Origin of the sequence: Streptomyces sp. NPDC050738 (assembly GCF_040654175.1) — a bacterium.
In the GTDB taxonomy this organism is placed as follows: Bacteria; Actinomycetota; Actinomycetes; order Streptomycetales; family Streptomycetaceae; genus Streptomyces.
Genome location: NZ_JBFAHN010000019.1, coordinates 43,029 through 57,875, shown reverse-complemented (window position 1 = coordinate 57,875; position 14,847 = coordinate 43,029). Strand labels below are relative to the sequence as shown.

At 69.5% G+C, this 14,847-nt stretch carries 14 protein-coding genes and 1 pseudogene; 6 read left to right on the top strand and 9 right to left on the bottom strand.

Annotated features, from left to right (window positions below; genetic code table 11):
- The first annotated feature begins 71 nt into the window (after window positions 1–71).
- The 4 genes from AB0H78_RS33680 to AB0H78_RS33665 are packed head-to-tail and all read left to right on the top strand — an operon-like array spanning window position 72 to window position 4,777.
- On the top strand, window positions 72–563 hold the full coding sequence (locus AB0H78_RS33680; protein ID WP_363238560.1) for a GNAT family N-acetyltransferase: 492 nt from the start codon (window positions 72–74) through the stop codon (window positions 561–563).
- On the top strand, window positions 550–1,116 hold the full coding sequence (locus tag AB0H78_RS33675; RefSeq protein ID WP_363238559.1) for an AAA family ATPase: 567 nt from the start codon (window positions 550–552) through the stop codon (window positions 1,114–1,116). Before AB0H78_RS33680 ends, AB0H78_RS33675 begins: the two co-directional genes overlap by 14 nt.
- A gap of 44 nt (window positions 1,117–1,160) precedes the next feature.
- Window positions 1,161–3,242, top strand: coding sequence for a hypothetical protein (locus tag AB0H78_RS33670; RefSeq protein WP_363238558.1), 2,082 nt, complete (start codon window positions 1,161–1,163; stop codon window positions 3,240–3,242).
- Window positions 3,239–4,777, top strand: coding sequence for a hypothetical protein (locus AB0H78_RS33665; protein ID WP_363238557.1), 1,539 nt, complete (start codon window positions 3,239–3,241; stop codon window positions 4,775–4,777). The genes AB0H78_RS33670 and AB0H78_RS33665 overlap by 4 nt, the downstream gene beginning before the upstream one ends.
- Here the strand turns inward: AB0H78_RS33665 and AB0H78_RS33660 are convergent.
- The 9 genes and pseudogenes from AB0H78_RS33660 to hemL all read right to left on the bottom strand — a co-directional run bounded on the left by AB0H78_RS33660 (window position 4,747) and on the right by hemL (window position 13,349).
- Complete coding sequence (locus tag AB0H78_RS33660) at window positions 4,747–5,265, bottom strand: SRPBCC domain-containing protein (RefSeq protein WP_363238656.1); 519 nt, start codon at window positions 5,263–5,265, stop codon at window positions 4,747–4,749. The two genes, AB0H78_RS33665 and AB0H78_RS33660, sit on opposite strands and share 31 nt — an antisense overlap.
- Before the next feature lie 69 nt (window positions 5,266–5,334).
- Window positions 5,335–5,655 (bottom strand): annotated as a pseudogene (locus AB0H78_RS33655) (sigma factor); the annotation flags it as partial.
- A 91-nt stretch (window positions 5,656–5,746) separates the two neighbouring features.
- Window positions 5,747–6,832, bottom strand: coding sequence for a c-type cytochrome biogenesis protein CcsB (ccsB, locus tag AB0H78_RS33650; protein WP_363238556.1), 1,086 nt, complete (start codon window positions 6,830–6,832; stop codon window positions 5,747–5,749).
- Window positions 6,829–8,511 (bottom strand): cytochrome c biogenesis protein ResB, encoded by a 1,683-nt coding sequence (locus AB0H78_RS33645; RefSeq protein ID WP_363238555.1) that lies wholly within the window; start codon window positions 8,509–8,511, stop codon window positions 6,829–6,831. The genes ccsB and AB0H78_RS33645 overlap by 4 nt, the downstream gene beginning before the upstream one ends.
- A gap of 4 nt (window positions 8,512–8,515) precedes the next feature.
- Complete coding sequence (locus AB0H78_RS33640; protein WP_363238553.1) at window positions 8,516–9,289, bottom strand: cytochrome c biogenesis protein CcdA; 774 nt, start codon at window positions 9,287–9,289, stop codon at window positions 8,516–8,518.
- A 4-nt stretch (window positions 9,290–9,293) separates the two neighbouring features.
- The gene (locus tag AB0H78_RS33635) at window positions 9,294–9,914 is read right to left on the bottom strand and encodes a TlpA disulfide reductase family protein (protein WP_363238552.1); all 621 of its coding nucleotides are present in this window, start codon (window positions 9,912–9,914) and stop codon (window positions 9,294–9,296) included.
- 67 nt (window positions 9,915–9,981) lie between these two features.
- A complete protein-coding gene (locus AB0H78_RS33630) occupies window positions 9,982–11,232 on the bottom strand; it encodes a hypothetical protein (protein ID WP_363238551.1) in 1,251 nt (416 codons plus the stop codon).
- A 108-nt stretch (window positions 11,233–11,340) separates the two neighbouring features.
- Window positions 11,341–12,030 (bottom strand): histidine phosphatase family protein, encoded by a 690-nt coding sequence (locus AB0H78_RS33625; protein ID WP_363238550.1) that lies wholly within the window; start codon window positions 12,028–12,030, stop codon window positions 11,341–11,343.
- The gene (gene hemL, locus AB0H78_RS33620; protein WP_363238549.1) at window positions 12,027–13,349 is read right to left on the bottom strand and encodes a glutamate-1-semialdehyde 2,1-aminomutase; all 1,323 of its coding nucleotides are present in this window, start codon (window positions 13,347–13,349) and stop codon (window positions 12,027–12,029) included. The genes AB0H78_RS33625 and hemL overlap by 4 nt, the downstream gene beginning before the upstream one ends.
- 251 nt (window positions 13,350–13,600) lie before the next feature.
- On the opposite strand from hemL, the gene AB0H78_RS33615 reads away from it, so the two are divergent.
- Together AB0H78_RS33615 and AB0H78_RS33610 are read left to right on the top strand one after the other, a co-directional pair.
- Complete coding sequence (locus AB0H78_RS33615; RefSeq protein ID WP_206960113.1) at window positions 13,601–14,038, top strand: hypothetical protein; 438 nt, start codon at window positions 13,601–13,603, stop codon at window positions 14,036–14,038.
- Between the two features lie 3 nt (window positions 14,039–14,041).
- Window positions 14,042–14,833, top strand: a complete 792-nt coding sequence (locus tag AB0H78_RS33610; protein WP_363238548.1) for a helix-turn-helix domain-containing protein — start codon at window positions 14,042–14,044, stop codon at window positions 14,831–14,833.
- Window positions 14,834–14,847 lie beyond the last annotated feature (14 nt).

Below are 14,847 nucleotides of genomic sequence, written 5' to 3'. Positions count from 1 at the left end.
GTCCGGCAGCTTCTCCCGGGGCCGGGGAAATGGCATGAGCACGCGTACTCAACTGTGCGTAACCTGCGCGCATGCCCCTGCTCCAGCGCCTCCGCGCGGACCACGCCCCGGCGCTTCTCGCTTTCGAGCGGGAGAACCGGGCGTACTTCGCCGCCCACATCCCCGACCGCGGGGACGACTACTTCGCCCATTTCGACGAGCGTCACCGCGCGCTGCTGGACGAGCAGGAGACCGGGACGATCCTCTTCCATCTCGTGGTGGGAGACGGCGGCGAGGTGCTCGGACGGATCAACCTCATCGATGTGGAGGGCGGTTCGGCCGATCTCGGCTATCGGATCGCCGAGCGCTCCGCCGGACAGGGGCTGGCCACGGCCGGTGTGCGCGAGGTCTGCGCACTCGCCGCCCGGGAGTACGGACTGAGCTCGCTCCGGGCCGCGGCGACCGTCGACAACGCCGCGTCGCAGGCCGTCCTGGTCCGTACGGGATTCACCCCCGTAGGCGACACCGAGCTGAACGGGCGTCCCGCGATCCGGTTCGTACGGGACCTGCGTGACCTCGCGTAGGGCGGCGCCGCGCGTCCTCGTCGTCGGGAGCACCGGGGCCGGCAAGTCCACCATGGCACGCGCGATCGCCCGCCGGCTCGGCCTGGAATTCCACGAGATGGACGCCCTGCACTTCATCGGGCCCGGCTGGCAGGAGAACCCCAACCTCACCCGGCAGGTCGCGCGGATCCTCGAAGGCCCCGGCGGATGGGTCTTCGACTCCCTCGGGCATCCCGACGTACGCGACCTGCTCTGGGAGCACGCCGACACCGTGGTGTGGCTCGACTACCCGCGCCGCGTCGTCCTGTGGCGCGTCCTGCGGCGGTCGGTCCGCAGGACGCTGCTGCGCGAGCGCGTCTTCGGGGGCAACCGGGAAGCGCTCGCGGGGTGGTTCCGGCGCGACCACCCCGTGTGGTGGGCCATGTCCCAGTACGAGGGGCGGCGCGCGGAGATCCTGCGGCGCACCCGCGACCCCCGTTTCGCCCCGCTGCGGGTCGTGCGGCTGGCGCATCCCCGTGACCACAACCGTGATCCGAAAGCCTGTACTGATGGCAACCTCCCCCCGATAAACTGATGTTGACGCAGCGACAGCTGCCTACCCCTGGCACGGGAGGTGCTGTGGACAGAGAGCTGCTCGGCCGCGAGGCGGTGCTCGAAGGGCTCGCACCACGCCTCGTCGGCCTGCCGGCCGGCGGGTTCCAGCAGGTCAAGACCGAGCATGCGGAGGATCTGCCGGTCGTCGTCCTCACCGGCGGGCGCGGGACGGGCAAGACCGTTCTCCTCAAGCAGCTGCGGACCCACTACCGGGGGCGTATCCCGGTCGCCCTCATCGACTGCGCGCACCGCGACTTCGCCGGGCTGCCCACGGGGGATCCGCGCGCCCCGTACTGGTCGCCCGTCACCGAGGCGCTCTCCGTGCTCGGTGAGCAGCTCGGGCCCGCCGTGCGCGGGGCCGGGCACGTCACCTTCCCGCGCCTGGCGGCCGGGCTGGTGGCCATCGCGTCCACCGGCTGGGACCCGAACAACACCCAGCACATACGCGACGAGGCGCTGCGTCTCGGCATGCTCGTCGAGTCCGGGTCGCGGCTGCGGAGCGCCGGACGCGGGTGGGTCGTCAAGATCGGGGCCAAGTTCGCCGCGCTGGGGGCCGGGGCGCCGCCCGGGCTCGACGTGATCGTCGAGTCCACCGTCGAGTCGCTCCTGGAGGACCTCTTCGACCGCGGGCAGCGGCACGCCGCCAACTTCTACGGGGAGTACCCCGGCGCCGGAGGCAATGCCAAGCGCGGGCTCAACCTCCTCGCCCTGCAGTTCCACCGGGAGCGCGACGCCGACGCCCGGACGCTGGCCGAGCGGCATCTCGTCGGGGCGCTGCGCGCCGATCTGATGGCCGCCTACGCGGGGATGGGCAAGCTGCGGCGCGTCGGGCGGCCCCTCGTACTCCTCGACAACGTCCAGGAGCCGCTCGGGCGGCGCCTGTTGGAGCCGGTGCTCAGGGACCGTGCCGAAGGACGGCACGACCAGACCGTCATCGTCGCGGCGTTCCGGGGTTACGACCACCCGGCGCTCCGCGCCGCACGCCGCTGCACCCTGCCCCGGGTCACCCACTCCACCGCCTGGAACCGCGGCCCCGAGGTCGCCTCCGGTGCGCTGGCCGTGGAACTGACCGGGTTGGAGCCCGAGCACGTACGGCAGATGCTCGACGCGCAGGACCCCGGTCTGCGCACGCCGCCGCAGCTTGCGCGCGGCATCCACCGGCTGACCGAAGGGCGGCCGCTGGGCGTCGCCCTGCTGACCAGGGCCGCGGGGCAGGCGGTCGATCCGCGGATCGCGCGGGCCGCTCCCGTACCGCATCCCTCGCAGGCCCATGCGCCAACTCTTCCTGGCAGCGGCCCTGTTGCGCTGACTCCTGGCGCGCTTCTCGGTCTTTCCGTCGCGCTGCGCGAGGACACTCCGGGGCGCGAGACGGCCGCCGAGCTCCTGGAGAGCTTCGTCCATGCGGCCCGCCTGGACCGGCTCACCGTGCTCGCCGCCGCGCACGACACCGCCGACGCCGAGTTCCTCGCCGCCGCCCGCCTCGACCACGACGGCGGGGCGGCCGGGGTGCTGCCGATGCGCGACCTGCTCGCGGAGGAGTACTGGGGCGCGTCGCCCGACCACTTCGTCGGCGACCCCTTTCTGCGGACCCTCCTCCTGCACCGGCTGAACACCGACCAGGTGCGCTGGCGCGACGTACAGCAGACGATGTCCGACCACTACCCGGAGGGCCATCCGCGCCGCCTCCACCATGAACTCGCCCTGGGGCAGACGACGTTCGCCGTCGCCCGGCTGCGCGACACCTTCCGCACCGCCGACTGCGCCGCTTGGCTCCGCGAGCTGCGCTTCATCGCCTCCGCGCCGCTCTTCGGCCCCGGCGACACCCGGCGGGCCGTCGCACTGGGGCGTACCGACGCCGAGCAGCTGGTGCCCGACGGCACGGACCGGGTGTTCCATCTCCGCATACGCCGACTTCTGTACTGCGTCTGGCAGTTGACCGATCTCCTCACGCTCCCCGACGAGGACGTGACCGAGAAGATGGGTGACGAACTCGGGCAGCTCGCGGCCCTCCACCCCACCGGCAACGAAGTGCTCTGGCAGGCCTCCCGGAGCTGGCCGCAGGCCGTCCGCGAGTGGCGGCCGCCGCAGACGGGAGACCTGCCATGAACAATCGGTTCCGCGAGATCTTCTGGTACAACCGGCTCCGTCGCATCCTCACCTCGGTCCTCGTCCTGGCACTGCTCACCGGCGCGGGCATCGGCGCGTACGTCGTCTACACGCCCGATCTGCACTGCGCGGAGGGCGTCGACCGCCCCGAGAAGGGCGCCGAGTGCATAGGCGTCTCGGGGGACGGCTACGACTTCGGGGTGCCGGCCCTGCGCCGCGTCGCCCAGGCCGTCGCCCGCGAGAACCGCACCCTCAAGAGCGGCGAGTACGCGACCGTCGCCCTCCTCCTCCCTCTCACCTCCACCGACAGCGGCACCGCGACCAAGGTGATCAACGAGGTGCAGGGCGCGTTCCTGGAGCAGTACAGCGCCAACCACGAGAACAACGACCAGGTCCCCAAGATCCGCCTGGTCCTCGCCAACTCCGGGCGCGGCAGCGAGCAGTGGAGCAGCGCCGTCGACCGCATCAAGTCGATGACCGGCGCCCCCGACAACCTCCGCGCCGTGTCCGGGATCGCCATCAGCAGCCCCAGCACCAAGGCCGCGGTCAAAGCGCTGACCGCCGCCCACATCCCCGTCATCGGCACCACGATCACCGCCGACGACATCGCCAACAGCGCGGCAGGCGACCCCTATCCGGGCCTCGCCAGAGTCTCGCCCACCAACCGCGACGAGGCACGCGCGCTGGCCCAGTTCGGCAAGGTCGACGCCAAGAAGGCCGTGATCGTCCAGGACACGCGGTCCTCCGACTACTACACCTCCACCCTCAAGACCGCGTTCCTGGCCCTGCTCAAGGGCGCCCCGTACCCGCCGCAGATCTTCACCTCGCCGCCGGACTCGACCGAGGAGGGCACCACCTCCAACACCTTCCGGCAGATCACCCAGATCATCTGCGAGACCCAGGCCGACACGGTCTTCTTCGCCGGACGCCACACCCAGCTGCGGCAGTTCGTCAATGAACTGGGCGCGCGCGCCTGCCAGGAGCGCCCCTTCACGATCCTCACCGGCGACGAGGCCTCGTACCTCGGCCGGGACTCCAAGCTCGACAAGAACGCCCTGACCCGCAAGGTCACCGTCCGCTACGCCTCGCTCTCGCACCCGGACGCCTGGACCACCGGGACCCCGCCGAAGACGGGCGGCAGCGCGGCGGACTACAAGCGGTTCGCTGATCTGCTGGCGAAGGCGGCGACCCCCGGCGTCGGCCCGATCGGCCCTTCGCAGCTCGCGGACGGGCAGGCGATCGTCGCGTACGACGCCCTCACGCTCGCCGTGCACGGCATCCGCAACGCGACGGTGAAGGGCAGGACGCTCCCCGACCTGACGGATGTCGGCACCCAGTGGCCGCAGATCAAGGGCACCTACAACCGCATCCCCGGCGCGAGCGGCTGGATCTGCCTGGACAACCACGGCAACCCGTACAACAAGGCCGTCCCGATCGTGCAGCTCACCCCCGAGGGCACCCAGCGCTTCGTGAAGATCGCCTGGCCCGAGGGGAAGCCGCCGACTCAGGCGTGCTTGCCGCCCGCCGTCTCATAGGCCGCCCTGAGCTCCCGCCAGCGGTCCAGATTCCAGGTCGCCCAGTCCTTGGGGCTGCCTTCGAGGGCGTCGTAGAGGAACTCGAAGTGGTGGTGCCACCCGGCCAGGCAGTCCAGGCGCAGGCTGTCGGGCCCGGTGAACTCATTGGTGAAGCGGACGACGGCGGCCTGCGAGCCGACGGGTTCGAGGTGGAAGCGGATCCGCCCGTGCAGATCGACCGTGTACTCGGCGACGCGCTGCACCTCCCACGCGGTGACGGTGCCGCTGTGGACGCTGTCGCTCTCGCCGTTCAGCCACCGCAGCGTGACGGCCCCGCCGAGCCTCGGCTCCAGCACATCGGCCGCCGCCAGCCACCCCGGCAGCCCGCGCGGGGTGGCGACGGCGGCCCAGACCTGCTCCAGGGAGTGCGGCAGGTGCAGGGCGAACCGGAGCACGTGCGTATTGCCGCGGGTGGAGCTGGTGCCATGGGCGATCGCGTCGGACGTCATGACACCAGCCTCACCCGGCGGGCCGGGTTCCGCACGCGTAGGGCGTCGCCTCCGCCGGGCTCGGCAAGCGTCGGCGAAGTCCCGCACCCCCTCCTCGCGCGGCAGCCGGGCCACGGCTGCCGCATGGCGGCGCGCGGCCCGCCGCGTATTGCGGGTGACATTGGTGGCGACACCGAGGAGCCAGGGCCGCAGCGAACCACCCTCCGCCTCGACCGTCCCACGTAACCGCCACGCCTCCAGGAAGGTCAGCGAGACGACGTCCTCGGCGTGCGCCCAGTCGCCCGTCAGGCGGTAGGCGTGGTTGTAGACGGCGCGGGAGCAGGCGTCGAAGAGCTCACCGAAAGCGCCGTGGTCGCCCTCTCTGACGCGGGCCCTGAATTGTGTGTCCACACACTCCAACTGTCCGTACGGCGAAGGCCGGTTCCCGTGACCTGTGTCACAGAAACCGGCCTTCGCCGAGAGTGCTTCGTACGGCGCGGGCTCAGACTCCGGCGTAGGAGTGCTTGCCGCTGATGAAGATGTTCACGCCGTAGTAGTTCCAGATCCAGCAGCCGAAGGCGAAGAGCGCCAGGTACGCGGCCTTGCGGCCCTTCCAGCCCGCGGTGGCGCGGGCGTGCAGGTAGCAGGCGTACACGACCCAGGTGATGAACGACCAGGTCTCCTTGGGGTCCCAGCCCCAGTAGCGGCCCCATGCGTCGCCCGCCCAGATCGCGCCCGCGATGATCGTGAACGTCCAGAGCGGGAAAACGGCGGCGTTGATGCGGTACGAGAACTTGTCGAGCGAGGCCGCCGAGGGGAGCCGCTCCATGACCGAGGTCATGAGCTCTCCGGGCTTCTTGCCGGCCGCGACCTTCGCCTCGTAGGAGTCGCGGAGGAGGTAGAGCAGGGTGCCCGCGCCGCCGATGAAGAACGTCGCGCCGCAGATGATCGCGCAGGAGACGTGGATCCACAGCCAGTACGAGTGCAGGGCCGGGACCAGCTGGTCGCTGGAGGTGTAGAGGACGGTCGTGGCGATACCGAGGTCGAGCAGGACCGCGGTGACCAGCATCAGGCCCAGCCAGCGGACCTTCACCTTGGCGGCCAGGAGCACCAGGTACACGGCGACGACGACCGTGGAGAAGGTGATCGAGAACTCGTACATGTTGCCCCACGGCGCCCGCTGCACCGAGGCCGCGCGGGTGACCACGCCGCCCACCGCGCAGAGGAAGCCGACGACGGTCAGCGAGATGGCGATCCGGCCGTACAGGTCGCCCTGCTCCGTACCGCCGGCAGCACCCGGGCCGTCGGGGACGTCGCGCGCCCCGGCCGCCGAACGCGTGACGACCTTCGGGCGCTCCAGGACGGTCGTGCCCCCGCCCGCCTTCTTGACCTGAACCGCCGGAGCGGCGGCCTTCGCCGAGGTGGTGGCGGTGAGTGCGGCGGCCGTACGGCCCACCTTGGAGCGCGCCCCGAAGGTCCACTCCGCGATGTGCGCAAGGAAGGCCAGGGTGTAGACGGCCATCGCGGAGTAGATGAGCACATTGCTCATGTGCGCGAGGTTCTCATTGGTTCCCGCGGCGAGATTCACTTCTTCCCGGCCCCTTCAACTGTCTCTGCAGGTTCTGGCGCCGAGGGCGCCACTGAATGGAGCTTCTCGGCCAGCAGGCCCAGCTCCTCGGGGAGCTTCGCGGACTCGCTCCGCCCCAGCCCCGCCATCTCGACGACGGTGGTCCCGTCCTCGCCCCGTACGGCCCGCACCCACACCCGGCGGCGCTGGATGAACAGCGATCCGGCGAGGCCCAGGATGGCCGAGATCGCACCGATCAGCGCGAAATCGTTCCCGGGCTGCTGCGAGATCTGGAAGCTGGCCCACTGCTTGACGCCGACGAACTGGATCGAGCCCGCGCCGTTCGGCAGCTTCATCGTCTCGCCGGGCAGCAGCATCTTCTTGAGCAGATCGCCCTTGCTGTCCTTGAACTTGGTCATCTTGGACGAGTCCAGCTGGTACACGCTCTGCGGAAGCCCCGCGTCCACACCGAGGCTGCCGTGGTACCCGGAGAGCGCCAGGACGGGGAAGTCCAGGCCCGGGTACTGCGACATCATCGTGCCGTGCCCCTTGAAGGTCGGCACGAACATCGCGTTGAAGCCGAGCTGCTCCTTCTTGCCCCTGGCGTCCTTGTAGCCGTCCATGACCTTGATCGCGCCGGTGGACGTGACGTTGGAGTCGAGCGGCAGGAGCGGTACGGCCTCGCGGTAGATCTCCTTGCCCTTGCCGTCCTTGACGGAGACGACGGGGGCGTAGCCGTGGCTGATCAGATAGACCTTGGTGCCGTCGATGACCAGGGGCTCGTTGACCTTGATGACGCCCTTCTGGTCCTTGCCGTCGACGCCCTTGGAGTACGTGACATGGGCTTCGTACTTGCGCGGGGTGCCGCGGTTCGGTCCCGTCCTCTCGTACGTACCGACGAACTGGTCCAGCGTGAAGCTGAACGGCTTCAGCTCGTCGGCGTCGAAGAGGTTCCCTGCGGTGAAGTCGTCGTACTGGGACAGCGTGTTGGAGAACCCGTCGCCGGTGTCCTCCACCATCAGCTTGCCGCCCTCGGACTTCCACAGCTGCCCGGCGGCGAACGCCACGAGCAGCACGATCAGCGCGATGTGGAAGAGGAGATTCCCGGTCTCGCGCAGATAGCCCTTCTCGGCGGCGACCGCGTCACCGTCCGCCTCCGCGTGCGCCCGGAAGCGCCGCTTCTTCAGCAGCGCGAGCGCGGCGGCCCGGACGTCCTCGGGCGAGGACTCGGTGCGCCAGGTCGTGTACGCGGGGAGGCGCTTGAGGTTACGGGGGGCATGCGGCGGGCGGCTGCGGAGCTGGCCGACGAAGGTCCAGGTGCGCGGCACGATGCAGCCGATGAGCGAGACGAACAGCAGGATGTAGATCGCCGAGAACCACACCGAGCTGTACACGTGGAACATGCCGAGCTTCTCGTAGACCGGCGTGAGGAAGGTGTGCGCGGCCTTGAAGACGTCGACCTTGTTCTGGTCGATGCTGGTCTGCGGGATCAGGGATCCGGGGATCGCGCCGAGCGAGAGCAGGAGCAGCAGGAGCAGGGCGACGCGCATGGACGTCAACTGCCGCCAGAACCAGCGGATCCAGCCGATGACTCCCATGGCGGGCAGCGAGGAGGCCGACTCCTCCTTGGGAGCGGTCGACAGCTGCGAACCGGCTGCGCCGAGGTCGTCGTCCGTCGTTTTGGTCTCGGTGTCGCTCATGAACCTAGATCCCTACCGTGAAGCCGCCGGACCAGACCTGCATCTGCTGGATGATGCGGTCCCAGACGCCGGTGACCAGCAGCAGTCCGGTCGCGATCATCATGATCCCGCCGATCCGCATCACCCACGCGTAATGCTTCTTGACCCAGCCGAAGGCGCCGAGCGCCTTACGGAAGGCGACAGCCGCCAGTACGAACGGCACCCCGAGGCCGATGCAGTACGCGACGGTCAGTATGGCCCCCCGGCCCGCGGTCCCCTCCTGGAAGGAGAGTGTGTTCACCGCCGAGAGCGTCGGCCCCAGGCACGGAGTCCAGCCGACCCCGAAGAGCGCACCGAGCAGCGGAGCGCCGGCGAGACCGGTCACCGGCCGCTTGTGGATGCGGAATTCGCGCTGGGTGAGCCACGGCATCATCCCCATGAAGAAGAAGCCGAGGACGATCATCAGGGCGCCGAGCACCTTGGTGATGACCGAGCTGTACTCCTGGAGCGTCTGGCCGAAGTACCCGAAGAGAGCCCCGGTGGAGGCGAAGACGACGGTGAAACCGAGCACGAAGAGGGAGGCCCCGGCCGCCATGCGCCCGCGCTTGGCATGCGCCAGGTCGGTGCCGGACACCCCGGTGACGTAACTCAGATATCCCGGAACCAGTGGGAGCACGCACGGTGAGAAGAAGGAGACGAGGCCGGCGAGCAGCGCGATCGGGAGAGCGACCACCAGGGTGCCGCTGTTCACGGTGTGCGTGATGCCGGATTCGGCCGCCGCGGCAGCAAGAGGGATCACGCGATCACTTCTCCGCCACCAGGGGGTCGAGCATCTTGTGCAGCTGCTCCTCCGACAAGGCGGTGAGCTTACGGGCCGCGATCTTTCCGTCACGGTCGAGGACGATCGTCGACGGAATGGCCTGCGGATTCAGATTCCCCTTGGGGAAACGGAGAAGAAGCTTGCCGGCCGGGTCGTAGAGGCTCGGGTACTCGACCCCGAAATCCTTCTCGAACGCCTTTGCCGGACCCGTCGACGCGTCACGGGTGTTGAGCCCCACGAACTCGACGCCCTTGGGCTTGAGCTCCTTCGCGACCTTCGCCAGATTCGGCGCCTCGGCACGGCACGGGCTGCACCAGGAGCCCCAGACATTCAGCACGACGATCTTGCCTTTGTAGGCGGAGTTCACATCGAGCTCGGCGCCTTCGAGGGTTTCACCGGAGAGCTCGGGGGCGGCCACCCGGGAGCCCTTGGCCACGGTGGAGATCCCGCTGCTGCTCGTCACGTATCGCGCGCCCGCCGAGCTGCTCACCTGGGAGCCCGAGCTGCAAGCGGTGAGCGTCAGCGCACCCGCCGCGGCCACAACGCCCAACTGGGCGGCGCGACGGCGGACGGTGCGGCGGGGCAGGGCATACGTAAGTGCCATGTGAAAAGTTTCGCATGGCGCAATCCGGGATCTTGGGCGCCCCCCTCGGTGCCCGGAACGCCCGTTGTCAGGCCGTCTTAAGGAAAGTGTTCCAGCCGCCCTCGGGGCGCTGGCCGACATCGAGCGTGCGCAGCTTGGCGAGCATCTTCGGGTCCTGGACGTCGAGCCAGTCGACGTACTGCTTGAAGGAGACCAAGCGCACACCGGGACGGCCCGCCATCCTCTTGAGCGCGTCCTCGACGGCGTCCATATAGATGCCGCCGTTCCACTGCTCGAAGTGGTTGCCGATGTACAGGGGCGCGCGATTGCCCTCGTACGCCCGCTTGAATCCGGCGAAATACGAAGCGGCCGCCTGCTTGCGCCAGCCGTCATAACGCGAGGTCATGCCCTTGGTCGAATTCCCCGACTGATTGGCGAGCATGTTGTAGTCCATCGAGAGGACCTCGAAGGAATGGCCGGGGAACGGCAGCGCCTGCAGCGGCAGGTCCCACAGTCCGCCGCGCTTGACGGGCCAGGTCTGGCGGCCGCCGGGCGAGCTGGCGTCGTAGCGCCAGCCGAGCTTCTTCGCCGTGGGCAGGAGATTGTCCTGGCCGAGCAGGCACGGGGTTCGGCCGCCGACCAGTTCCTTGCGGTAGTCGAAGGGCAGCGGGTCCTCGTCGTGCCAGCCGGTGTTGGTGCGCCACTCGGTGACGAAGGACACGGCCTGGTCGATCTCGCTCTGCCACTGCTCGGGCGTCCAGTGCGCCACCGAGCCCGAGGACGTACCGCAGAAGTGACCGTTGAAGTGGGTGCCGATCTCGTGCCCGTCGAGCCACGCCTGGCGGGTGTTGGTCAGGGTCGCCCTGACGTGCTCGTCGGTGAGGTAGCCGATGTCGGAGGCGCCGATGCGGTTGTTCGGCGGACGGTAGAGGGACTTCTTCGACTCCGGGAGCAGATAGAGCCCGGAGAGGAAGAAGGTCATCTTCGCGTCGTGCTCTTTGGCGAGCTTGAGGAAGCGGGGGAAGAGGCCGTTGCCGACCTCGCCCGCCCCGTCCCAGGAGAAGATCACGAACTGCGGCGGGGTCTCACCCGGCTGCAGCGGTACGGGCCTGGCCGGCTGATGCGGCTGCTTGCCGGTGTCCGAGGTCGACCCGTCGCCGATCGGGCGGCCCGCGGGCGCCTTGCTCGGGGTCGATCCCTTGCCTTTGCCGACGTGCCCCGGATCGGATGTGTCCGACGTATCGGACGATCCGGAGCCGGAGCTGCAGCCCGCGAGTCCCGCCGCGGCCGCAGCCCCAACTCCCAGTCCCAGCAGACCCCTTCGGCTCATGTTGCGCATTGCGCCACCCATCCCAGCTCGATTCTTTGACAGCCTATTCACAGCTGACAACGAGTGAGATGCGGGGAGGAACACGAGGGTTCCGGGGAATCAGTACAAATTTTGGCGTTATGCACCAAAGGCTTTTGCTTTACCCTTCACAGGCTTCGCGCCCGCCAACAGATGGGACGGCACAAGGTCCCTCGCCGGTTCCGAGTAACCGACGGAGACGATTTTGTCGCCCTGGTACGTGAAGGACGTCAGCGAGGCCAGGGTGCACTGCCGCTTGCGCGGGTCGTGCCACAGGCGACGGCGCTCGGCGAAGCTCCGTACGATCCAGATCGGCAGCTGGTGGCTGACGCAGACCGCCTCGTGCCCGCGGGCGGCGTCGCGCGCCGCACCGAGGGCGCCCATCATCCGTACGACCTGCTCGATGTACGGCTCGCCCCAGGACGGCTGGAAGGGGTTGGTGAGGTACTTCCAGTTGGCGGGCTTGCGCAGGGCCCCGTCGCCGACACCGAAGGTCTTGCCCTCGAAGACGTTGCCCGCCTCGATGAGCCGGTCGTCGGTGGCCAGGTCCAGGCCGTGCGCCTTGGCGACCGGGGTCGCCGTCTCCTGGGCGCGCTCCAGCGGGGAGGCGACGACATGCGTGATGTCGCGGCCCTCCAGGTGCTCGGCGACCCGGTCGGCCATCTGCCGGCCGAGCTCGGAGAGGTGGTAGCCGGGGCGGCGGCCGTAGAGGACGCCCTCCGGGTTGTGGACCTCACCGTGGCGCATCAGGTGGACGACGGTGATGTCCTTGCTGCTGTCGGTGCTCATGCGGTCGCCTCCGCGGCGGCTCGGGCGGCGGCGGGGAGTGCGGCCGCGATGCGCTCGACCGCGCGCTCGTCGTGGGCGGTCGAGACGAACCAGGACTCGAAGGCGGACGGCGGGAGATAGACGCCCTGCGCCAGCATCGAGTGGAAGAACGGGGTGAAGCGGAAGGACTCCTGGGCCTTGGCTCCGTCGTAGTCGCGGACGTCGCTGTCGGTGAAGAAGACCGAGAACATGCTGGAGGCCGTCTGCAGCCGGTGCGCGACGCCCTCCTTGGAGAGCGCGGCGGTGATCAGGCCCTGGATCTCCTTGGAGACCGCGTTGATCTTCGCGTACGCGGCGTCGTCGAGGAGCCGGAGCTGGGCGAGACCGGCGGCGGTGGCGATCGGGTTCCCCGACAGGGTGCCTGCCTGGTAGACGGGTCCTACGGGGGCGAGGTGCCCCATGACGTCCGCGCGGCCGCCGAAGGCAGCGGCCGGGAAGCCGCCGCCCATGACCTTTCCGAAGGTCATCAGGTCGGGCTTGACGCCGTCGATTCCGTACCAGCCGGCCTTGGAGGTACGGAAGCCGGTCATCACCTCGTCGGAGATGTAGAGGGCGCCGTCGGCGGCGCACAGCTCGGCCAGGCCGGCGTTGAAGCCGTCCAGCGGCGGGACCACGCCCATGTTGCCGGGCGAGGCCTCGGTGATGACGCAGGCGATCTCGCCGGGGTGGGCGGCGAAGGCGGCACGGACCGCTTCGATGTCGTTGTACGGAAGGACGATGGTGTCCCCCGCCTGCGCGCCCGTGACACCCGGGGTGTCCGGGAGGCCGAGGGTCGCGACGCCGGAACCGGCGGCGGCGAGCAGCGCGTCGACATGACCGTGATAGCAGCCGGCGAACTTCACCACCTTGGCGCGGCCGGTGAATCCGCGGGCGAGGCGGATCGCGGACATGGTCGCCTCGGTGCCGGAGGAGACCAGGCGGACCTGCTCGACCGGCTCGATGCGGGCGACGATCTCCTCGGCGAGGGCGACCTCTCCCTCACCGGGCGTACCGAAGGAGGTTCCTCGGGCGACGGCGGCCTGGACGGCGGCGATCACTTCGGGGTGGGAATGGCCGAGGATCATCGGCCCCCACGAGCACACGAGATCGACGTACTCGCGTCCGTCGGCATCGGTCAGGTACGGACCGGTACCGGACACCATGAAACGGGGCGTACCGCCCACCGCGCGGAAGGCGCGGACGGGCGAGTTCACCCCGCCGGGTGTCACGAGGGACGCACGGTCGAAGAGCGTCTGCGAAACTGGGGCGTCGTATTCGTACGGATAGCTCACACAAGCCATGGTGTCAGAGCCCCGAGCACTCTTGCGGACAGGTGTTTCACCGCACGCACGTGGGGGAGGTCACTGACACGATGATCGGGTTGCGCGGCGGGGGCCGCGAGTGGTCGGGTGGAGATATGCATCGCGGTGGCGGACTGGGCGAGGGTACCGACGACCTCGATCCCGAGCGTGCGCCCAAGGGGAAACACCGACGGGCGCGGGAGAGGGCTGCCTCGAAGCCTGTCGCGCACACGGGAAACAGGGCAGGCTCCATGGGGGTGACCTACAAGTACTTCGGTGCCCCCGACGGCGCGACCGCCGCCCGCGTGCCCGTGACGATGCGCCCCGAGGAACTGGGCGGGGACGAGCTCGGCATGGGCGGGATGTTCACCAAGATCAAGCCGGAGACGATGGCCGCGATGGTCCTCACCGGCATCCAGGGCATACCCCTGCACAAGGTCCCGCCGCTGGAGCTGGTGGTGCTCCACCCCGACTATGCGGTGGTCAAGCTTCCGATGACGGTCGTGGACCCGCTGCGGGGCGTGGGCGAGGAATCGGTGGGTGCGGCGGCCTTCATCTGGTCGACGGTGCCGGACCGGGGCGGCCCGCGCGACGCCTTCAATGTGTACCAACTCCTCCATGAATGGCAGGATTTCAGCCACCGGCTGCATGACGCGGGGCATCAGGCGTACTGCCTGGTCTGGCCGTAGGGGGTGTCCGGCCCGCGCCGCGACACCAGAGGCATCGTCGACGCCTCGCAGCTGATGCGCCGTGTCCACTTCCGGCGCCGCGAGCCGGCGCCCGCGCTACGTCCGTATCTCGAGCACTACTGGCTCATCGACTGGGACCTTCCGGAGCCTTACGTCTCCCAGGTCGTGCCGCACCCTTCGGTGAACGTCGTCTTCCAGCGGTACGCGGACGAGGCGGACTTCGCGGAGATCTCGGGCATCGGCCTGGGCCTCTCCGAGCAGAAACTGGAGCGCAGCGGACGGGTCTGCGGCATCCAGTTCCGCCCGGGCGGCTTCCGCCCGTTCGCGCCGGAGCACCCGGCCTCGCACTGGACGGGACAGCGTGTACGCCTCCCGGAGGCGGACGTGGACGCGGAGTCGGTCCTCGCGCCGTCCGGGGAGGACGACCGGGTGGCCGCGCTGGATGCGTATCTCCTCGCGCTCGCACCCGCGCCGGACGCACAGGCGACGCGTGCGATGGAACTGGCGGACCTGATCCGCAGGGACCGGACGATCCGCAGGGTCGAGGAACTGGCCGCGGGGGAAGGGGTGTCGGCGCGCTCGCTGCAGCGGCTGTTCTCCGCGTACGTCGGCGTCAGCCCGAAGTGGGTCATCCTGCGCTACCGCATCCATGAGGCGCTGGAGCGTGCCGAGACGCAGTCCGCGATCGACTGGGCGGGGCTGGCGGCTGAGCTGGGGTATGCGGACCAGGCGCATCTGACCAGGGACTTCACGGCCACGATCGGTGTCCCGCCGACGGCGTACGCGGCGCACTGACGCCGATTGTCAGA

What these genes read in the sequence shown, in the direction of transcription:
- AB0H78_RS33615 (WP_206960113.1), top strand. Translation starts at nt 13,601, where the DNA reads ATGGGGGTGACCTACAAGTACTTCGGTGCCCCCGACGGCGCGACCGCC.
- AB0H78_RS33680 (WP_363238560.1), top strand. Translation starts at nt 72, where the DNA reads ATGCCCCTGCTCCAGCGCCTCCGCGCGGACCACGCCCCGGCGCTTCTC.
- AB0H78_RS33645 (WP_363238555.1), bottom strand. Translation starts at nt 8,511, where the DNA reads ATGAGCGACACCGAGACCAAAACGACGGACGACGACCTCGGCGCAGCC.
- AB0H78_RS33630 (WP_363238551.1), bottom strand. Translation starts at nt 11,232, where the DNA reads ATGCGCAACATGAGCCGAAGGGGTCTGCTGGGACTGGGAGTTGGGGCT.
- AB0H78_RS33625 (WP_363238550.1), bottom strand. Translation starts at nt 12,030, where the DNA reads ATGAGCACCGACAGCAGCAAGGACATCACCGTCGTCCACCTGATGCGC.
- hemL (WP_363238549.1), bottom strand. Translation starts at nt 13,349, where the DNA reads ATGGCTTGTGTGAGCTATCCGTACGAATACGACGCCCCAGTTTCGCAG.
- AB0H78_RS33660 (WP_363238656.1), bottom strand. Translation starts at nt 5,265, where the DNA reads ATGACGTCCGACGCGATCGCCCATGGCACCAGCTCCACCCGCGGCAAT.
- AB0H78_RS33635 (WP_363238552.1), bottom strand. Translation starts at nt 9,914, where the DNA reads ATGGCACTTACGTATGCCCTGCCCCGCCGCACCGTCCGCCGTCGCGCC.
- AB0H78_RS33665 (WP_363238557.1), top strand. Translation starts at nt 3,239, where the DNA reads ATGAACAATCGGTTCCGCGAGATCTTCTGGTACAACCGGCTCCGTCGC.